Here is a 20905-nt window from a genome sequence, read left to right as displayed (position 1 = left end):
CATTATTGATGGAACAGATTTATCAGGCCATGTTAGCGCCTTCGGAAGCATTGGTGAACGATATCGCCAGAATAGAAGGAGATATCATTTTGTTGGGCGTTGGCGGCAAAATGGGCCCCGCTATGGCAAGGCTGGCAAAAGCGGCTGTGAATAAAGCCGGTATTAATAAAAGGATCATCGGCATCTCACGGTTTTCTGAAACAGGGCTAGAAGCAGAACTAAACGGCTTAGGGATTGAAACCGTCGCTGCAAACCTGCTCAATGACGCAGAGCTGCAGAATCTCCCCACGGCAAAAAATGTGATCTACCTGGCTGGGCAGAAGTTCGGTACCACCGGCAAAGAGTCCTACACCTGGGCAATGAACACTTACCTGCCCGGAAGAGTGGCGGAAAAATACAGGGATGCCAGGATAGTTGCTTTCTCTACCGGCAACGTGTACCCGCTCTCTCCGGTAAAAAATGGCGGCATGACGGAGGAGAACCCCGCTGCCCCTTTAGGCGAATACGCCCAATCCTGCCTGGGCAGGGAAAGGATGTTCCAGTATTTCTCTTCTCTTTACGGAACGCCTTTATGTATCTACCGGCTCAATTATGCAAACGATGTGAGTTATGGCGTACTGCTGGAAATTGCGAAAGCCGTAAATGAACAGCGGGAGATAGATCTGCGCATGGGCCATGTAAATGTGATCTGGCAGGGAGATGCCAATGAGATCGCTATCCGCGCATTACTGCATTGCTCCACACCTGCTAAGCTGCTGAATGTATCAGGCCCGGAAACCGTACCTGTTCGCTGGCTGGCGGCTGAGTTTGGTAAGCGGCTGAATAAACAACCCATCCTGGTGAATGAAGAACAGCCGGATGCATTGCTGAGCAATTCAGCAGAATGTTTCAGGCTCTTCGGTTATCCGCATGTAACCCTCAGGCAGATGATAGACCTCATTGCGGAATGGGTAGTAGCAGGAGGCAAAACTTTGAATAAACCAACGCATTTTCAGGAACGAGAAGGAAATTTTTAATTATGGCACAGTTAAAAGAACATATCAAAGCCCTGCTGCAAAAAGGCGCTTTCATACCGGCACATCCGCTGGCGCTGAATGAAGATCTCTCGATAGACGAAAAAAGCCAGCGCAGGCTCACCAGGTATTATATGGCCAGTGGCGTGGATGGTGTGGCTGTTGGCGTGCACACCACGCAATTTGAGGTCCGTCAGCCGGAATTTAACTATCTTGAACCGGTATTAAGGATGGCTGCCGAAGAAGTAGGAGATAGGCCCCTTATCAAAGTAGCAGGTATCTGCGGCCCATTGAAAAGTGCAGTGAAGGATGCGGAACTTGCTTTGAAATACGGGTACGACTTGGGCCTGCTGAGCATGGGCGGTTTGCAGAACGCCACGGAGCAGGAACTAATAGAAAGAACAAAGGTGATTGCAGAGATGATCCCCGTTTTCGGTTTCTACCTGCAACCTGCTGTAGGTGGCCGTGTGTTGAGTTATGACTTCTGGAAAGCCTTTGCCGCCATCCCGAACGTGCAGGCCATTAAAGTGGCTGCTTTCAACCGCTACCAAACCCTGGATGTGGTAAGGGCTATTGCTGATACGGATATCATATTGTACACCGGTAACGATGATAATATAGTGGCGGACCTGGTAACGCCTTATCGTTTTGGCGAAAAAGAAAAACGATTCATAGGCGGATTACTGGGGCATTATGCAGTTTGGACGCACAGGTCTGTAGAACTGTTCCGCCGGATCAGGGAGGGACATGCAGATCTGGATACATTGCTGGCAACCGGCATAGAAGTAACAGATATGAATGCGGCTATCTTTGATCCTAAAAATGCATTTAAAGGATGCATCGCCGGTATTCATGAAGTGTTGAGGAGGCAGGGCCTCATGAAAGGTATCTGGTGCCTGAACCCTCATGAGAAACTTTCTCCGGGGCAGGCGGAAGAAATTACCAGGGTGGTGAATGCCTATCCTCACCTCGTGGAAGATGAATTCGTGAAGAAATTCTTAGAAAATGATCATTGATTGATATGTTATTAGAAGAGATCAAAAAATTGTCCGCATCCATTTTCCCGGAAGTGATAAAAGACCGGCGGCATCTGCATGCCAATCCGGAGCTTTCTTTCCATGAGCAGGAAACGAGTGCTTATGTGAAAAAAGCGTTGAGCAACCTGGGGATTGAATGGACGCCTGTTGCAGGAACGGGCGTGCTGGCGCTCATAAAAGGAGACCTTCCTTCTGAAAAAGTGATAGCGTTGCGTGCGGACATGGATGCATTGCCCATTACAGAAAGTAACGAAGTGCCTTATGTATCAAAGCAAAAAGGTGTAATGCATGCCTGCGGCCATGATGCGCACACGGCTTCCTTACTGGGCACTGCAAAGGTCCTGCAATCCCTCAAACATACATTTGGCGGTACTGTCAAACTCTTATTCCAGCCCGGGGAAGAAAAACTACCGGGAGGTGCAACCCACATGATCCGCGATGGTGTTTTGCAGAACCCTGCACCCCTTGCAGCAATAGGGCAACACGTAATGCCTTCCATACCGGTAGGAAAGATCGGGATAAGAAAAGGGAAGTTTATGGCTTCCATGGACGAGATCACGCTTCACATTCATGGAAGGGGTGGGCATGGTGCACAACCTCATCTGAATATAGATCCTGTGGTCATTGCCTCACAGGTCATCGTGTCTTTACAGCAGATAGTAAGCAGGGTCGCAAACCCTTCTATTCCCAGCGTATTATCCTTTGGCCGTTTCATGGCGGAGGGGGCTATAAATGTGATCCCGGATGCGGTTTATATTGAAGGAACTTTCCGCACCATGAATGAGGAATGGCGGGACGAAGCACACCGGCGGATCCGCAGGATAGTGGAAGCAACGGTGGAAGGAATGGGCGCTACCTGTGAGCTCAATATTGTTAAAGGGTATCCGGCATTGGTGAATGAGGAAGGGCTTACTGCCAATGTTATCTCTTACATAGAAGAATATGCCGGCAGGGAAAATATTATAGACCTGGATATCTGGATGGCTTCGGAAGATTTTGCCTATTACGGCAGGGAGCTACCTGCCTGCTTTTATTTATTGGGAGTGGGAAACGTTGATCGTAATATCACCGCTTCCCTCCATACCCCCGGTTTTAATATTGATGAAGATGCACTTCGGCTGGGCCCCGGATTGATGGCTTATATCGCTATTAGAAGTTTAGTTTAATTTTTTCTCCCATTTTAATAACCGCGCACAGAATACAAAAGACTCTTCATTCTTGCAGAGATAAGCTTTCTTAATAACGGGGAATACTTTTGCATTCCCGGGTGCCAGTTCGAGCCAGCCATGCAGTTGATTGAAATAGGCAGGATGCGCAGGCCCTAACCCATCCACCCTTCTTCTCATATCACAGCCATCCGGTGTCATTACATTCACCAGGAGCGTATTGGCAAAGCGTTTCAGATCAGTGTTGTCAAATACTACGCCTTGTTCTGTAGCCGCAGCAACCATGGCAATGTCCAGGATCCCGTGTGAAACATCTTCTGTTATCGCATAAGGTTTAAAGTATTTTACATTAGCGGAGAGATTATCTTCAGGTTTCCATCCAATGGTGGTCATCGGCTCAAACCAGTAGTTCCATTCGTAGAGATCTTTTTGCTGATCGTACCGTAAACGGTTCTTGAACATCCTGCACATCTTCTCTGCTTTCTCTTTATATACCTTTTTTCCTGTTAGGCGATGTAAAGCCAGCATGGCACATACCTGCCTGCCCTGGAAGTTGAAAGGCGCTCCCACATTATCTGCAGGGAACGATTCTCCCTTTTCACAGGTAAGAAAGTAACCTTCACCCTTGTTGGGCCCTTCCCGCCAGAGCCTTTTAATGATATCATCATAAGATGCGGCAGCCGCAACAATAAAGCTATCTGCAGCAGGCACCAGGTACGCTAAAGCAGGGTTCTTTTTTACATGCTCCACAAAGCGCAGCATGGGTTGATAGATCACGCCATAGTATCCGCTATACGCTAATGGAACAGGTTTCAGTGTAATTGTCCCGGCATTCAAAACACCTTTCTTCAACAGCTTCACCCTGATCAGGTTGGATTTATCTGTATACTCGCCGGCTGCGCAGGAGTAAGGAGCCATGGGATCATTAACCACCTTTTCAACAAAACGTGCATCCGAAGGGTTCAGGCTCAGGTCTGCAAATACTTCTTTCCTTTTGAAGAATTTATTATTCACCACCAGGGTAAATGATCCGTTCGCAGGTACTACTTCCACGGTGGTTTGATTATTATAGGCGGAAGGTGTGGAACGTACATCAATAACATCATCCAATTTCCCTGTAGCCACTACATACTTGGAAGCCATGCTCCAACCCGGCCTTACCTTCCCGGAACCATCTGCTACATTACGCCTGTCATCCCGGTGAGAAAGTACATTTTGGCCCCGCTGAGCCAGTATTTCCAGGTAATGCGGATCATTGGTAGCTTCATACATATCTGCAAGCGCATGCAGGGTAGGGGATTCATTCCAGGCCAGGGTACTGGCATCCGGGCTCCTTACCCAGGGATCCCAGTCAGGCAGTTTGGCCAATAATTCATCTGCGCGTTCCCTGGTGATAGCTACCTGCGGAGAAGGTTTAAAAGCTACCAGCCAGCATGCAAGTAAAGCCAGTGAGTATTTGGTGATTGACATGGCATAAGTGTTATTCCCCTTCTGTAAGAGGAGCATAATAGGTACAATATCCTTCTGCTTCTATAGGGCCTTTGAACAGGGAGCAGCTGCCGCAATGTTCATCTTTGCCGGGAGGAAGGTAGAGTTTGCAGTTACCACATTTGCTGTCCGGGATAGGTGATTTCTCCACATAACCCAGTTTCTTCCGTTTGTCCTTTTCTTCGTCGCTGATGCCGGAAAGGTCACTGCAGTTAGTTGGTTTCTTATCGTTGGTGGAAGCCGGCTTTTTGCCATCCCCGCAACCACTGAATATAAAGGCCCCGCCCAATAACAGGCCACCCAGGCTCATAGCGTTCTTGATAAAATGTCTGCGCGTATTCATCTCACTTATTTTGTAGAAGCAACCAGTTCCTTCAGTTGAGTAATAGTTTCCCCGTTGATATTTTTCAGTTTACCTTTTAAAGCTGTCACTTTTGGTTTCAGGTCTGCAGCAATCGTAGTGGATTTTTCCCATCCGTTCACCAATCCTTTTATGGCAATGGCTTGTCTTTTATTGAAAACCATGGCCGGTTGTTCCAGCAGGGAAACAAATTGTTGCAGCTGTGCTTTATTATTCCTGTTGCCGATCACATAACTGCAATCATGCACAAAAACGTTTGGCAGTTTAGTGGAGTCGGAAGCCAGGCTGCTTTTGAATAAAGCATCCAGCGTAGCAGGAGCAGATCCTGCATTGGAGCTGAGTACTGCCATCTGGATGGTCCTGTCGTATCCAAAACGTTCCATCACTTGTACCAGTGCCGGCGTTACTTGTGGTGCATTGAACTGGCCAAGGCTTAATGCTACCTGTAAAGTAAGTTTGGCAGGAGCATCTTTTACCAGTGCAAGGAGTGTTGGCAGCAATGCAGCATAACTTTCAGCCAGTATCACAGCATGTTCTTTTACATCGTTGGAACTGTCTGCCAGTGCTTCTTTCACAATACCTGCATTCAGCGCATCATAGGCTTCCAGTACATATAATGCATGCAAACGTGCGCGCGGGTCAGCGCTTTCATGAAAAACTTTTTGCAAGGCAGGGATCACTGTTTTATCCTGTCTCTCTACCAGCAGTCGGTGCGCCTGTGAGGCATACCACTGGTTAGGATGATTGAAAAGCTGTACCAGGCTGTCGCTGCTGGCTTTGCTCAATGCAGGTGTTGCTTTTTTATAAGCACCGCCCGCAGGCATTACGCGATAGATCCGGCCTTTGTCTGCCCCGTTGTAGAAATCCATATCTGCTTTAAGGTCATCAGGTATGGATACAGGTGTTTCAATATGCTGGCGATAGTAGTCTAACACATATAGATATCCATCAGGGCCAACGGAGAAGTTAACCGGGCGGAACCAGTTGTCTTTGGAATAGATGAATTCCCTCTTCGCCTCTTCGGCCGGCCGTTTTGCGGTAAAGAACACACTGTCGGGCGATGAAGTCAGTATATCCCTGTGTACAAGGTTTCCTGCTACTTCACCGGTAAAGATGTTGCCATAGAATTGTTTAGGCAATGCATCACCGTTATAGAAAGTACCGCCTGATGCGCCGGTAAAATGATCTCTTTCATATTCTACACGTTTCAGTTTCTTCTCCTGGAACTCCTGGTTCCTTCTCTTGGTCCTTTCTGCTCTCCACCACGGTGTGGCAGATTCCTGGAACATGATGGGATCATGATCGGAAATGTTTTTGATGGAACGGGTGGAGGGAAGAAAGGCATGCCGGTGGGTGTACCGCCATGGGATCAGGATCTGTTGCAGGTGAATGGAGTTTTCTGTTACAAAACGGTTGCGGTAATCATCCAATGCCTGGCCAAATTGACCGGGACCTGTTTCGAGTTCAAATAAGCCACGGTCCAGGCGGAACCTGAAATCAGCACCCTTTACAGATAGAGGAGGTGTACCGGGTTTCTCTGAGAAGGTAACGTTACCGTCCTGTCCCCTGTTATTGGCATAGATCCAGTTATCAACACCAAAGCGCAGGTTTGTGATCTGCGTTTCCGGATTGTCTTTGAAGAAACCACTGAAGAGTACTTCACGCGTATCTGCTACAAAGTCTCCCGTAGTATCTTTCATGTAAAGTATCTCGGGTGCGGCTGTTACAAGTAAACCGCCTTTCCAGGGCAGGATGCTGGTACCTTCTGATAATTTATCGGCAAAAACAATAGATGTGTCTGCCTTGCCATCGCCATCCGTATCACGGAGTACACGGATATGTCCTTTTTCTTTGCCCGGCGCAGGTTTGTCCGGATAGTCGGACATCACTACCACGTAGCAATTGCCGTCTTCATCAAATTCCATGCTCACGGGATCGGTAACAAGTGGTTCCGCTGCGAACAGCTCCACTTTTAAGCCCTCAATCACCTGGATACTTTCCAGGGCCTTTTCCGGTGTAAGCGGGCCGGGATATTTTTCTTTGTTTTTGCAACCAACGAATGCCATCAGCAACGCAGCGAAGAGAAGTGTGAACGTATTCCGCATTATGAATTGAGTTTGTGTATTTGATTGATCGAACGGTATTAATTTTTTCACGGAAGCAAAAAATGCTTGCTTTTAAAACTTATTACTTCTAGATTTGTCCAACTCCGTTAACGTACACGAATATATAGCTAAATTTTCAACACTAGGTAGCGTCAGCCCTTCAAAACTGAAAATATTTTTGAAGGATGCCGGCCTGGATCATCATATCAACCAGCTAATTGTACAATCATGAAAAATATGGAGGAAAATAGCAGGCGGGCTTTCATCCGCAATGTTTCATTAACAGGTTTGGGCATAGGAATGATGCAATCGCTTCCGCTTTCTGCCATTGCGGAGGGATCCTCAATGGCAGGCCCGGCCATGCATTCCCTCGCAGGCCCGGATATGCCGTTTATCCCTAAACGCCTGGGGTCCTGGTGGTGTACCCTGGAAGACCTGCTCTGGTCGCAAAAAAAGATCACAGACAAGATTAAAAGAAGAGCGGCAGCCTTTGCCGAAGCGGATATCGATACTGCTGTAAGTTATGGCTTCCATATTCGTTTCGACTTTGCTAATTACTTCGGGCAATTACACGGTTACCTGGCCGATGTAGCCAGTGAATTGCATAAATACAATATCAAATTCATAGAGCACTATTCCTGTAACCACGTGGAACGCCCGCGGGGTGAAGCGGAATTCAAAAAGTTGCATAGAACGCAACGTCACCATACCCTTCTTTTTCATGATCCCAAAGCTGCCGCACATGCGCAATATGAAGGGCATCTTTTCCACGATATCTGCGAAGTGGACCTCAGGGATGGCAGCCGCGGATATGCGCTGCAGTACCAGATGGAAACCTTTTGCCACAATAATCCCGGCTTCCTGGATATGCACCGTAAATACCTGCAAAGACTGGAAAAAGAAGTGAGCTTTGACGGGTACCAGGTAGATGATATGTGTAACTATGCCGGTCTCGCTACCTGCGGTTGCAAGTATTGCCGGGAGAGATTTAAAAAGGATTACGGCCATGTGATACCGCCTTTCGGAGATAAAAGTTTCTGGGGAGATACAAAGAAACCTATGCTGCAATGGGGGAACTACGAAAACCCGGTGTTCCGCGATTGGCTCAAAATGAAGGATGATAGCGTGGCGGATCATGTAAAGATGGTGAAGGAAACGATTGGTAAAAAACCACTGATGACCTGCTGCTCCAGTACAGGTCCGGTAACATTGAATGCTATTTCCCTCAACCTGGAAAGGATTGCGCAACACATGGACTTTTTCATGCTTGAAAATGTAGGTACTAATATAAAGTCGGTAGACTGGATAGAAAAAGATGCGGAAGCGCTGCAGCAGAAAGATATTGCTGCTAAAAGAGGGAATGTACCCACTATCGCCCTGAGTTATACTATTTATGAAGAGGGCGCATACCTGGGCTGGGGCCTCGCAAGGTTCTGGGGAGTGGCAAACTGGGCCAGTACCATGCAGTACAGGTTGATAGAAGATCCTGTTGATAGTATCGAAATGGAAGATGCTATCCGCGCAACTAACAACTGGGAAATAAAGTATAGCCCGGTGGATTTTATGGAGGGAAAGGACATGGTGGAAGTAAGGCTGGTGAATAACAGTTATAACAGGGCTAATGGCTGGAGAGGAACAGATGGAAAGGAACATTGGCAAAAAGTAAGGAGCTGGTCAGAACAGTTTGTAAACAATAATATAGGATACCGTTTCCTGCGTGCTGAGGAATTGGCAGACGCTGCTGCATTAAAAGCGGAAGGAACACCGCTTGTGCTGGATAGTATGGGCTGTGTTTCAGACGCTCAGTTCAATGCTATACAGCAATATCTCGCTGCAGGAGGGAAGGCCTTTCTGGCATTGCCATTCGGTACACATGACGAAAAGGGGAATAAACGCAGCAAACCACTTTCCGGCCAGCTGCATGGAAAGGGATTGCATATGGTGGAAACGGCCACCAGTGGCCCGGTTGTAGAAGCACTGATCAAAAAAGGACTGTTCAGGCCTGCTATTCAGCAAACGGCAGGAGATAAGGGATGGGCCGTAAGATGCAGGGACCATAAAGGGAAAATGATCCTGCATTTTATGAATACAGATATGGTGGCCGTTCCGCATGAAACGATCCGCGATATGGGCAATTCTCCCATTTTATTGAATATAGCAGCCAACACACGGAATAATGCCCTTGTTTTTGAGGTGGATACCAGGAAAGTACCGCTCACTGCGCTGAACATCCTGAGCCCGGAACTGAAAGACCGCCGTGTTCCCGTGGAAATTATCCGGAAAAGTAAGAACAGCGCTACCCTGAAAGTGAACCTTGATGGGGTAAAAGTCTATGCTGTAGCGCAATAAGCAATTATTTTTTAAGAAAACAGGAAAAAGAGTAACTGGCAATCATATTTTTTGTTATTTTCGGGTACGTTAACGGTCAACCAGAATATAACAGCAAAGGGAGTTATTTCATAACTGTTTCATAACGATGCGGGCACGCCCTTCATCAATCGGTCGCAAAACATTTTATTAAATTCATAAACACATTCAAATGGGTCACACTTCAAGAAGGGAGTTTATCCGGCAGGGTTCATTAGGAACAGCCGGAATGTTACTCGCATCTGGCCTTGTTAATAGTTCGTTCGCATCATCATTCATCAGCCGTACACCTGCTATCCTGGGTGGTACCCCTCTCTGGACGGCTGCAAGCTGGGTGAAATGGCCTATGTGGGTGCAAAGCGAAGATGAAAAAATAGTGATCGACAGTATCCGCAGCGGCGTATGGTCCCGTGCAAAACTGGTGGATGAATTTGAAGCTAAATGGGCTGCAGCTATTGGCACTAAAAGGTGTCTCACTGTTTCCAATGGTACCAACGCACTGATCACTGCCATCAACCAGTTCGATATCGGGGCAGGAGATGAAGTGATCACTACTCCCTATACTTTCATAGCCTCTGTGCAGGCCATCCTGGCAAATAATGCCATGCCTGTATTTGCAGATATCGATCCGGCTACCTACCAGATCGATCCTGCAAAACTGGAAAGCAAAATAACTAAACGCACAAAAGCTATCCTGGTTGTGCATATCCTCGGTCTGCCCGCAGACATGGACAGGATCGTGGCCATTGCAAAAAAGCACAATCTCATCGTTATTGAAGATGCCTGCCAGGCACACCTGGCAGAATATGATAACAAGAGGGTAGGGTCTATCGGCAATGCCGGCTGTTTCAGCTTCCAGAACTCAAAGAACCTGCCTATCGGTGAGGGAGGCGCCATCGTATCCAGCAACGATAAATTTATTGATAACTGTTTTGCTGCACATAACCTGGGTTACGCTTATGGTACCTCTACCGGTGCTGTGGCTGGAGACAGCTTTATGAAAGCTTCAAAAATAAGGTTAACGGAGTATGCTGCAGCCATTGGTCTTGCGCAAATAAAAAGACTGGAATCACAAACGGCCACCCGCCATGAAAATGCAAAATATCTTGCTTCCATGCTGAAGGAGATTGATGGCATTACTCCTATAAAGTTGTACGACAAAGTAACTCAGGGTGCATACCACCTTTATTCTTTCCGGTACGATCCCGCTAAGTTCAAAGGGCTGAGCAGGTCAAAATTCCTCGAGGCATTACGCAAAGAGGGCTTGCCGGCTTCCGGCGGTTACAAAGTGATGCACACCCAGGAGTTCATGAACAATGCATTCAGCTCCCGTGTATACAAAAGCTTCTACGATAGAAAAACACTGGACTTCGAAAATTATAAACAACGCAACAATTGCCCTGAAAACGAAAAGCTCTGCAGTGACGCCGTATGGTTCACACAGAATGTGTTACTGGGTTCCCGTCAGGATATGGAAGGGATTGCAACGGTTATCAAAAATATCAGCAGGAACGCTGACAAGATCTAATCAGTAAAGGATTTAAATATTATTCATGCAAGTAGAAAAGAAAAGTGAGCAATCCATACTAGAGCCTTATAATGCACAAGAAGAAAAACTGATCGCCAAAACATATGATTCGGGATTTGAGTTCGCGCATGACTCTTATAATGCGATAACAGTAGGAAGTGATGGAAGGGTATATTATGTATTGTCTTCAGAGAAACACGACGTGGCAGGAAGGGTGTATGTATTTGACCCGGAAAACAATACCACTACTTTATTAGCTGATCTCACGGAGATCTGTGGTGAAAAGGGGCAGCAGTTTATCTCACAGGGCAAAAGCCATGTGGAGTTCTTTGAAAGGAATGCTAAGTTATATTTTTCCACTCACGTGGGATTTTATGAACTGATAGATGGAATGGACCGCCTGCCCGTAAATGCACCGGCCGGTTATAAATTATACAAAGGGGGCCATATACTGTGTTACGATATGCGCAGCGGTAAGTTTGAAGATCTGGCTATCATCCCTAACGGGGAAGGCGCCGTATCTATGACCATGGATACGGAACGTGGGAATATTTATTGCATCACCTGGCCTACCGGTAAATTTATTCACTTTAACGTGGATTCAGGGGAGTTGCACCAATTGGGCGCAACGGCGGCTAAAGGAGAAGCTGGAACACCCGGATCAGATTTTCGTTCCCTCTGCCGTTCTCTTTTTGTAGACCCACGCAGCGGTGCGGTTTATTTCTCTACTGCGGAAGGAGATATTTATACCTATTCGCCGGAGAAGAAGCTGCTGAAGAAACTGGAGGATGTAGATCTGCGCATAGATTATTTCGGTAAGTACGATCCGAAGCAACCGGGAAGTATGGGCTACAACTGGAGGAAGATCTGCTGGCACGAAGAAGATGAACTGGCATATGGTGTGCATGGTAATTCCGGTTATCTCTTCAGGTTTGACCCTGTTGCACAAAGGATTGAACTGATAGAACGTATCACCTCAGACCTCTCGAGGAAGAGCGGTATGTACGATCAGTTCAGTTACGGGTACCTCGGTTTTCAGCTGGGGCCGGATAAAGAAACGATCTATTACCTCACCGGTGGCCCTATCTATGTGAATGGCAAAAGGGTAGGGGGCCTTAACCAGATTGCAAAAGGTGCGGCGAAAGGGCTGGAGAACCTGCACCTCGTTACCTATCACATTCCATCTGCAAAATATACAGACCATGGTCCTATATTTTATGAGAATGGAGAGAGGCCTTTGTATGTGAATTCAATCGCCGTGGCAACAGATGGTACCATTTACACCCTGGCGCGTATCAACAGGAATGGGAAAATAATCACAGACCTGATCAGTATTCCTAATCCTCTTATGGAAGCATAATGAAGAAATATATCCTGTTCATAGGGCTGGCATTGCTCCAGCAGATCGCATCCGCTGCTTTTATTAAAGTGGGGATTGGAAGGATCGTGATCACGCCTGAGCTGCCTTTTCAGCTGACTGGTTACGCCGGGCGGGATTCGCTGGCTACACAGAAAGTGCATGATCTCTGGGCCAAGGCCATGGTAATTGAAGAAAATCCTTCCAACAGGATCATTATTGTTACGGCAGATGTATTGGGCCTTACGCCCGCTATTTCTGAAGCAGCGGCACAGAAGCTCATGGCAAAGTATGGCATCACCCGTTCGCAGATCATGTTCAATTCCTCGCATACACATGCAGGCCCCATGATCTGGCCGGCCCTGAGCATGATCGGGGACTATGATACCACTACCATTAAGAACTTCACGAAATACGCGATAGGTCTTACAGATAAGCTGGTAGCTGCAGTAGATATGGCAATGCAGCATCTGGAGCCTATGCAGCTCAGTTATGGGAACGGATCTGCCGGTTTTGCCATCAATCGCCGCAAAGCCCCGGGCAGAGCGGATCATGTGGACCATGATGTACCTGTACTTATCGCAAGGGATGCACAGGGTAAAGAAAAGGGGATCCTTTTTGGTTACGCCTGTCACAATACTACATTAACCGGAACCAACAATATTGTAAGCGGAGACTATGCGGGTTTTGCGCAGATTGAACTGGAAAAGAAATTTCCCGGCGCCACTGCCCTCTTTTTCATTGGATGCGCCGGCGATCAGAACCCTGCTCCCAGGGGTACCATGGCATTGGCTGAACAACACGGCAAAGAACTTGCGGATGCTGTTCAGAAGGTGCTGAACGGAAAAACAACGAACGTCGGCGCACCATTGCGCAGCGCATTCGTAAGGGCAGATCTGCCTTATGAACCCGTGAAAACAGAAACATTAGAGCAGGAAGTGCTGAACGGTAATAAATATGAAAAGAGAAGGGCAAAACTGATCATGGAAGCAAGCAACAAAGGATGGGATATCTCTAACCACAGCTATCCCGTGCAAGCCATGCGCCTTGGAAATAAGCTGACCCTGTTATCCCTCAGCGGTGAAGCAGTGGTGGATTATTCCCTCAATGCAAAAAAACGATATGCCGGTGAACAACTGTTTGTTGCCGGGTATTGCAACCAGGTGGTCTGTTATATACCTACTGAAAAGATATTGGAGGAAGGAGGGTACGAGGCAGTGTCGAATATGATCTATTATGGCATGCCCGGCCCTTTTAGCAAAAGCGTGGAAAAGAAAGTGACTGCTGCTATTCAGCAGGTCATGCAGAAAGTAGGCGTTAGTAAGTAAGCAATTAATATTTTCACATGCTACAGAGACTGCTTTTTTTTACCTTGCTGCTTGGGCTCACAGCCTGCTCAAACAGGAAGATCGCGCAAGATCAGGGTGCAACTAAAGCCACGCACCTGAAAAATACCTATGGCACTTATGCTGCTCCGCCGCGGCTGGCAAATGGCCGTGTAAATCAGCAGCAGTTGCTGGCGGAATTGAAAGAGATCCATGCTACCACTTATCACTGGCTGATCTGGATGAATGAAAATGATTGGGACGATCTTCAGATCTTTCTCCCATTAGCTAAAGAACAAAATATTAAAGTCTGGGTAAGCCTTGTGCCACCCAGTGAATCAAAACCAATCGCTAAACATTCCTCTGAGCCTTATCAGATGGATTACAAAACCTGGGCTACCGCTATTGCCCGTTTAAGTGTCAAATATCCGAACCTGGTAGCCTGGAGTATCGATGATTTTGCACACAACCTGAAACTTTTTACAACGTCCTACACGGACTCCTGCCTGAAAGGTGCAAGGGCCATCAACCCGAACCTGGCTTTCGTACCCTGTGTCTACTACCGCCAGATCACACCAGCATTTGCCGCTAATTATGGTGAGCTGATAGATGGTATTTTATTTCCTTACAGGGCAGAGACCGGGGGCGGCAACTTAACCGATCCTACTAAAGTAGAAGCAGAGGTAGCATCCATCCGTAAATTATTCAGAAAAGATTTCCCGGTATTCGTGGATATATATGCAACAGGTCATTCAAGATTAGGACAGTCATCGGCGGATTATGTAAAACAGGTACTTGCTTTCAGCAAACAATATGCTGATGGTGTACTGATCTACTGCCACCAGGACCCTGTTAAGTCTCCTGCAAAGTATAACATTATCAGGGAAGGGTTCAACAGATAAGGAATTCATTTTTGATCCAGCCGTTATTCAATACGCAAAATCCACTCATTTAACCTGTTTCTTTACATTCATTGTCGTGTACGTACCCGTAGTAGTAAGGCCAACATTTACTTAAAACAACTATTCTGCTATGGAACGAAAGTCGAATTTCCTTCATGCTGCACTTCTTTTTGCATTGTCATTCATCATGCTCCTGCCTTTTGAATCAAAGGCACAGGCGCAAACACCACCTGCAACGGTAACCGGAAGGGTACTGGAAACAGGAACTAATCTCCCTATGCCTGGCGTAACCATCGCCGTTAAAGGTACTACCCGCAAAGTTTATTCAGATGACAATGGCCGGTACGCCATTAATGCCGGGCCAAACGATGTGCTCGTTTTCTCCTTCATCAGTATGGAAACAACAGAATTAAAGGTGAATGGCCGTTCTGTTGTGAACCTCACCATGGTCCCCAAAGAAGAAGCTTTGGGAGAAGTAGTGGTGATCGGTTATAACACCGTTAGAAAAAAGGACCTCACCGGTTCAGTGAGCGTGGTAAATGTAAAAGACATGTCCAAAGCTCCTGTGGGCTCCTTTGCGGAAGCACTCGCAGGCCGTGTGGCCGGGGTGCAGGTTTCCAGCTCTGATGGTCAGCCCGGTGGCGGCGTGAATATTGTTATCCGTGGAGCCGGATCGCTCACAAACAGTGTAGCGCCTTTGTATGTGATTGACGGTTTCCCTGTGGAAGATCTCGATCCTTCTACCATTAACCCAGACGATATTGAGTCTATGACCATCCTCAAGGATGCATCCTCTACCGCCATCTATGGATCAAGAGCTGCTAATGGGGTAATACTTATCCAGACCAAGAAAGGCCGGATGGGAAGGCCCGTTGTGTCCTTGGGTGCTTCCAGCGGTTTTCAGCTGGAAAGAAAAAAGATTGAACTTATGAGTCCTTATGAGTACATCCGGTATCAGCTGGAAAGATTCCCCACTTCAGGAGAAGGAAACCGCTACCTGGCCGGCGGCAAAACGCTGGACGACTATAAAAATGTAAAGGGCGAAGATTTCCAGGACCATGTGTTCACAAAGGGTAAGATCAACATTTACAACGTGGCCGTAAGAGGGGGTAATGAACAAACGAAGTATTCTGTCTCTGGCTCTTTCTTTGATCAGCAGGGTGTTGTAATTAATACGGGCCTTAAAAGATACACCGGCAGGATAACGCTGGACCATACCATCAGTAACCGTGTAAGGGCAAATTTTACAGCGGGTTATTCTGATGTTACGCAATGGGGGCAGGTGATCAACAGCAGCCCAACCAGCAGTACCTCCAGTTATGTAATGTTCCGCACCTGGGCTTACCGCCCCATCGGTTTCCCTGATTCTGATGAAAGCCTGCTGGATGCGGATGCAGATGATGATGCCGTGAATTCAAGTGATTTCAGGATCAACCCTGTAAAAGACCTGGAGAATCAGTATCAGTATGATTATACAGGTGTATTGGAAGGATTGGGAAGCGTGAGTATAGACATCCTGGACGGTCTCGTACTGAAAGCAGGAGGAGGGATCAGGAAAACGAGCGGTACGGCGGAAAGGTTCTACAATTCTAAAACAAGTAAAGGAAGCCCATCCAATCCCAACAACAATGAAGGAATAAATGGTTCCCTTGCACATAATTTCATCAATAGCTGGTCCAGCGAAAATACCCTTACCTATAACAAAACATTCCATAAGAAACATACCATCGCTGCACTGGGGCTGGTAAGCTTGCAGAAAACTGTTTACAGGTCCGATGGGTTCTCTTCCAAGCTCCTGCCAAATGAAAGCCTTGGAATTGCAGGGCTGAATGAAGGAGTACCTTATAATCCTATTGCATCTACTTCTTATAATACCCGTAACTCTTATGGCGGAAGGATAGATTATAATTATGATTCCCGCTACCTGCTCACCATCAACTTCCGGGCAGACGGTTCTTCCAAGTTTGCAGCCAACAACAGGTGGGGATATTTCCCCGGCGCCTCTGCTGCCTGGAATATGCACAACGAAGCATTCCTGAAGAACCATGCGGTGATCAGTACTTCAAAGCTCAGAGGTAGTTACGGGCAAATAGGTAACGACAGGGTGGGGGACTTCAGCTATATTTCTCAGCTCACCACTAATATCTCAGGATACTCCTTTAATAATGGAACGCCTTTGCTGGCTGTTTACCAGAATAACCTCGGTAACGAAGACCTCACCTGGGAAACCACCACTTCCATGGACATCGATTATACGCTTGGCTTGTTTAAGAACAGGATTGAGTTCACCGCCGGCATGTACAAAAAAACAACGGATGATCTGTTGCTGAATGCACAGCTCCCACCTACAGTTGGTTTTGGTACTGCCTTCAAGAACATCGGAAAGATGGAGAACAGGGGATATGAATTTACGCTGAATGTACGGGTAGTGGAATCAAAGGATTTCAGATGGGAAAGCAGTGCGAATATCACCTTCAATAAAAACAAAGTACTGGCGCTTACTGAAGGCCAGCGCTCACTGGATAATGCCGTACAAACAGATGTGAACTATTCTGACAACCTGTATACTGCCACCATAGGCCAGTCTGCCGGTATGATGCTGGGATATATCTGGGAGGGAAACTACCAGTACAGTGATTTCGACATCCCTTCTCCCGGTGTGTACCTGTTGAAAGCGGAGGTTCCTGCTAATGGCAGGCCACGGAACACCATACAGCCCGGGGATATTAAATACAGAGATATTAACGGAGATGGAAATGTGAATGCGGATGATAAGACCATCATTGGCAGAGGCCTTCCCATTCATTATGGCGGTTTTGTGAACAACCTGAGCTACAAAGGGTTCAGCCTGAATATTTTCTTCCAGTGGTCTTACGGCAACAATATCTACAATGCCAACCGGATCACATTTGAAGGAAATACCAACGGCAGAAGGAATATGAACCAGTATGCGAGTTATGCTAACAGGTGGACGCCTGAGAACCAGACCAATGAACATTTCAGGGCAGGTGGCGAAGGTGTGATCGGTTACCATTCTACCAAGTACCTGGAAGATGGATCTTACCTGCGCCTTAAAACATTGTCCCTCGATTATGCGATACCGTCTCGTATCCTGAGAAGGGCATACATGTCAGGCTTATCCCTGAATGTAGCCATGCAGAACCTTTTTACGTGGACGAAGTACTCAGGGCTTGACCCGGAGGTGTCTACCCGGAACAGTGTGTTAACACCCGGTTATGATTACTCTGCCTATCCGCAGGCAAGAACGATCACCTTTGGACTAAAAGCTAATTTCTAAACTCGCTTAAAATCTCAAATATGAAAATCAAGTATTTCATTTTGTTGAGTTTTATAATAATATCAGCAGCTTCCTGTAATAAATTCCTGGATACAAAACCAAAAGATGCATTGTTTCCGGCAGGGTATTACAAAACAGAACAGGAACTGGATTATGCACTGGCCGCTGTGTATTCGAGCCTGGGTGCAGATGCCATCTATGGCAATAATGCGCTTTACCTTTTAGGCTGGTCCGGAGATGAAGGTTTTATGAACCGCTCTTCCATTGCTACGGGCGCTTTCCGCCTGAATCATACTCCTGGCGATCAGTATGTGACCGCCTTCTGGAGGGAATGTTACAATGGTATCAACAGGGCCAATGCCTTACTGGAAGGAGTGAATAACAATCCTGCCATTCCGGAGGCAAAGAGGAATACGGTGAAGGGAGAAGCGCTTTTCCTGAGGGCTTATTTTCATTTTCTGCTGGTGCAGAACTTTGGCGGCGTTCCGCTGAAACTGGCATCCAGTAAATCTGCCATAGCGGTACACATTCCGAAGAATACCGTTAAAGAGGTATATGATCAGATCGTGAAGGATATGACGGAGGCGGAAGCGCTTGTTGGAGATATTACCAGTTATGGTTTTGGCGGCCGTGTCAGTAAATCTGCCGTTCGTGGTATCCTCATGCGGGTGAACCTGTATATGGCAGGTTTTCCCCTGAAAGACGCTTCCCGCTACCAGGAAGTGATCAACTGGGGGAAGAAGATCATGGAGGATGGATTGGCAGCGCATCGCCTGAACCCAAGCTACTCTAACATCTTCATCACACTTGCCTCTGAAAAATACGACATCAAAGAAAGTATCTGGGAAGTTGAATTTATTGGGAATGGAACGGAAGCTTATGCTGAAACCGGGAGGAACGGATGGATCAACGGCATTGCCACTCCAAATACCAATACCGGCAGGTCGGATGGATACATGACCTATACTGCCAAACTGTACAACAGCTATGAAACCGGCGATCTGAGGAAGCCCTGGTGCATACCATTTTTCAATTATGCTGCATTACCTGCAGCCAATGGTGTGAAAACACTGATTGCGGAAATTCCGTTGGAAAGCACCAAATATTCAAGAACACCGGGCAAGTTCAGAAGGGAGTATGAAACATTGATCCCCAAGAGCGCTACACGCTCACCTATCAATGTGCAACTGTTGCGGTATACGGATGTACTGCTGATGTATGCGGAAGCCCTCAATGAATTGAATGGCCCTACTGCTGAAGCGCAGGACCTGGTTAACCAGGTAAGGAGAAGAGGCTGGTCCACCGGTGTAAAGAGCATCACGGTTACAAATGGCGGCGCCGGATACACTACGGCGCCAACAGTAACAATAGCAGCCGGTAACGGAAGCACTGCTACTGCAAAAGCTACTGTTGCAGGAGGTGTTGTTACTAAAATAGATCTGGACAGGGATGCTACAGGCGTTGAATTTTTCCAGGCTGGTAAATATACTACTGCACCCACCGTTACTTTGAGTGGCGGCGGCGGAACAGGTGCACAGGCAACTGCCGCTATTTACGTTCCGGCAGACGCTGATGTAAAACCGGCGTTCACTGCTTCCAAAGAAACTTTCCGGAAATTCCTCCAGGATGAACGCCTGCGTGAACTCAACTTTGAGAACATCCGTCGTGCAGACCTGGTCCGTTGGGAAATATATGAACAAACTCACCGTGATATGGCTTCTACAATGACGGTAGACATTCCCGGGAATGTTTTCATCTCTTATTATTCCAACATAGAAATACCAAAACATTTATTCCTGCCAATTCCCAGTGCTGAAATGGTAACGAATAATAAAATGGTACAAAACACCGGCTGGTGATCACTTTTAAAAATAAAGACATGCAACATAAATTCTTGTGGTTAATATACATGGGTCTCGCTTTGGGCGCATGCTCCGATAAACTGGGTGAACTGGAAGATCCGGCGTTTGACGTAAAGGTCACAAAAACAACCTTTAAAGTAAATGAGCCCGTGGTGTTCACTATTACCGGCGTGCAGGATAATATTTCTTTATATTCAGGAGAAGGCTTTAACGACTATCAATACAAAGATGGCCGTAAGGTAGTGATAACCGGGAAAGGGGCAACACTGGATTTCAGTACACAGTTGGCAGGTACCGGCACGCAAACCGGCCAGGTTTCCATTTGGCTGTCAGACAACTACAATGGCAAAGATGATTTCGCCAGCGTAAAAGCAGCTACCTGGACGGAGATAACCAGCAGCTTCACTTTGGCTACTACCACTACAAACGTAGCCTCCAGTAAACTGGATATCAGTACCTGGATAGATGCAGAGAAACCTGTTTATCTCGGCTTCAAATACATTACCAAACCCCAGGCCGTAAATGGCCTCGCGCGGATATGGTGGATCCAGAACATGATGGTAAGGAGCAAAGCCCCCTTCATCGGAACACAGGAACTGCTGATCGCAAACCAGGAGAATATTGGTTTCAGGACCATCAACCAGTATCCGGTGGATGCACCTGCACAGAATACCATTATTGCTTCCAGGTTAACCTTGCTGGGGAATAAATATAAAGACCCGAATGATTCTATCTTCAATCCGAATTATTCTATTTATAATCCTCTCAACCCCATCTATATCCCTGGCAGTCCTACATACCAGCCGGCGGCAAGGGTTCCTGTATTTGTTCCCTACGATCCGGCAAGCCCCTTTAACGATCCGCTCACGGAAACATGGGTGATCTCCAGGCCGCTGCAGGGAGATACGGTAAGCCTGGGGCCGGACAGGGCTATTTCCGTAAAAGGGATCAATACAGATGCGGTGGAAGAATATATATATACTTATAAAACTCCTGGAAATTATAAAGTTTATTTCATAGCTTATAATCACAATAAGGAAGAGACCAAAACGGTAGTGAAGCAGCTCGATCTGACTATTACGCCCTGATAAAAAAA

14 protein-coding genes are annotated in these 20905 nt (G+C 46.9%); 11 read left to right on the top strand and 3 right to left on the bottom strand.

Annotation, left to right across the window (positions count from 1 at the left end; genetic code table 11):
* Positions 1 to 8 precede the first annotated feature (8 nt).
* Genes BUR42_RS15580 through BUR42_RS15570 form a run of 3 tightly spaced genes read left to right on the top strand, consistent with a single transcriptional unit; the run spans position 9 to position 3216 of the window.
* The gene (locus BUR42_RS15580; protein ID WP_074240106.1) at positions 9 to 1016 is read left to right on the top strand and encodes an NAD-dependent epimerase/dehydratase family protein; all 1008 of its coding nucleotides are present in this window, start codon (positions 9 to 11) and stop codon (positions 1014 to 1016) included.
* Between the two features lie 2 nt (positions 1017 to 1018).
* On the top strand, positions 1019 to 2029 hold the full coding sequence (locus tag BUR42_RS15575) for a dihydrodipicolinate synthase family protein (RefSeq protein ID WP_074240105.1): 1011 nt from the start codon (positions 1019 to 1021) through the stop codon (positions 2027 to 2029).
* 5 nt (positions 2030 to 2034) lie between these two features.
* Positions 2035 to 3216 carry a M20 metallopeptidase family protein gene (locus BUR42_RS15570; protein WP_074240104.1) on the top strand — a complete coding sequence of 394 codons (1182 nt, stop codon included), beginning with the start codon at positions 2035 to 2037 and terminating at the stop codon, positions 3214 to 3216.
* Here BUR42_RS15570 and BUR42_RS15565 read toward each other — a convergent pair.
* From BUR42_RS15565 to BUR42_RS15555, 3 genes are read right to left on the bottom strand one after another with little or no spacing between them, the layout of a single operon-like run.
* Entirely contained in the window at positions 3208 to 4686 is a 1479-nt protein-coding gene (locus BUR42_RS15565; RefSeq protein WP_143197461.1) for a glycoside hydrolase family protein, read from the bottom strand. The two genes, BUR42_RS15570 and BUR42_RS15565, sit on opposite strands and share 9 nt — an antisense overlap.
* Positions 4687 to 4696: 10 nt before the next feature.
* Complete coding sequence (locus BUR42_RS15560; protein WP_074240102.1) at positions 4697 to 5047, bottom strand: high-potential iron-sulfur protein; 351 nt, start codon at positions 5045 to 5047, stop codon at positions 4697 to 4699.
* A gap of 5 nt (positions 5048 to 5052) precedes the next feature.
* Positions 5053 to 7170 carry a PVC-type heme-binding CxxCH protein gene (locus tag BUR42_RS15555; RefSeq protein WP_074240101.1) on the bottom strand — a complete coding sequence of 706 codons (2118 nt, stop codon included), beginning with the start codon at positions 7168 to 7170 and terminating at the stop codon, positions 5053 to 5055.
* Positions 7171 to 7398: 228 nt separating this feature from the next.
* On the opposite strand from BUR42_RS15555, the gene BUR42_RS15550 reads away from it, so the two are divergent.
* The 8 genes from BUR42_RS15550 (at position 7399) to BUR42_RS15515 (ending at position 20897) form a co-directional block, all read left to right on the top strand.
* Positions 7399 to 9519 (top strand): hypothetical protein, encoded by a 2121-nt coding sequence (locus tag BUR42_RS15550; RefSeq protein ID WP_074240100.1) that lies wholly within the window; start codon positions 7399 to 7401, stop codon positions 9517 to 9519.
* A 190-nt stretch (positions 9520 to 9709) separates the two neighbouring features.
* Positions 9710 to 11065 carry a DegT/DnrJ/EryC1/StrS family aminotransferase gene (locus tag BUR42_RS15545; RefSeq protein ID WP_074240099.1) on the top strand — a complete coding sequence of 452 codons (1356 nt, stop codon included), beginning with the start codon at positions 9710 to 9712 and terminating at the stop codon, positions 11063 to 11065.
* A gap of 25 nt (positions 11066 to 11090) precedes the next feature.
* The gene (locus tag BUR42_RS15540) at positions 11091 to 12425 is read left to right on the top strand and encodes an NHL repeat-containing protein (RefSeq protein ID WP_074240098.1); all 1335 of its coding nucleotides are present in this window, start codon (positions 11091 to 11093) and stop codon (positions 12423 to 12425) included.
* Positions 12425 to 13750 (top strand): neutral/alkaline non-lysosomal ceramidase N-terminal domain-containing protein, encoded by a 1326-nt coding sequence (locus tag BUR42_RS15535; RefSeq protein ID WP_074240097.1) that lies wholly within the window; start codon positions 12425 to 12427, stop codon positions 13748 to 13750. Before BUR42_RS15540 ends, BUR42_RS15535 begins: the two co-directional genes overlap by 1 nt.
* Before the next feature lie 17 nt (positions 13751 to 13767).
* Entirely contained in the window at positions 13768 to 14649 is an 882-nt protein-coding gene (locus tag BUR42_RS15530) for a hypothetical protein (protein WP_074240096.1), read from the top strand.
* Between the two features lie 130 nt (positions 14650 to 14779).
* Positions 14780 to 17947, top strand: a complete 3168-nt coding sequence (locus BUR42_RS15525; RefSeq protein ID WP_074240095.1) for a SusC/RagA family TonB-linked outer membrane protein — start codon at positions 14780 to 14782, stop codon at positions 17945 to 17947.
* 20 nt (positions 17948 to 17967) lie between these two features.
* Positions 17968 to 19806 carry a RagB/SusD family nutrient uptake outer membrane protein gene (locus BUR42_RS15520; protein ID WP_074240094.1) on the top strand — a complete coding sequence of 613 codons (1839 nt, stop codon included), beginning with the start codon at positions 17968 to 17970 and terminating at the stop codon, positions 19804 to 19806.
* Positions 19807 to 19826: 20 nt separating this feature from the next.
* Positions 19827 to 20897, top strand: a complete 1071-nt coding sequence (locus tag BUR42_RS15515; RefSeq protein ID WP_074240093.1) for a DUF5017 domain-containing protein — start codon at positions 19827 to 19829, stop codon at positions 20895 to 20897.
* Positions 20898 to 20905: the final 8 nt, after the last annotated feature.

It is taken from the genome of Chitinophaga niabensis (genome assembly GCF_900129465.1).
GTDB lineage: Bacteria > Bacteroidota > Bacteroidia > Chitinophagales > Chitinophagaceae > Chitinophaga > Chitinophaga niabensis.
The sequence above is the reverse complement of the archived record's forward strand: the minus strand, read 5'-3'. Positions and strand labels throughout refer to the sequence as shown.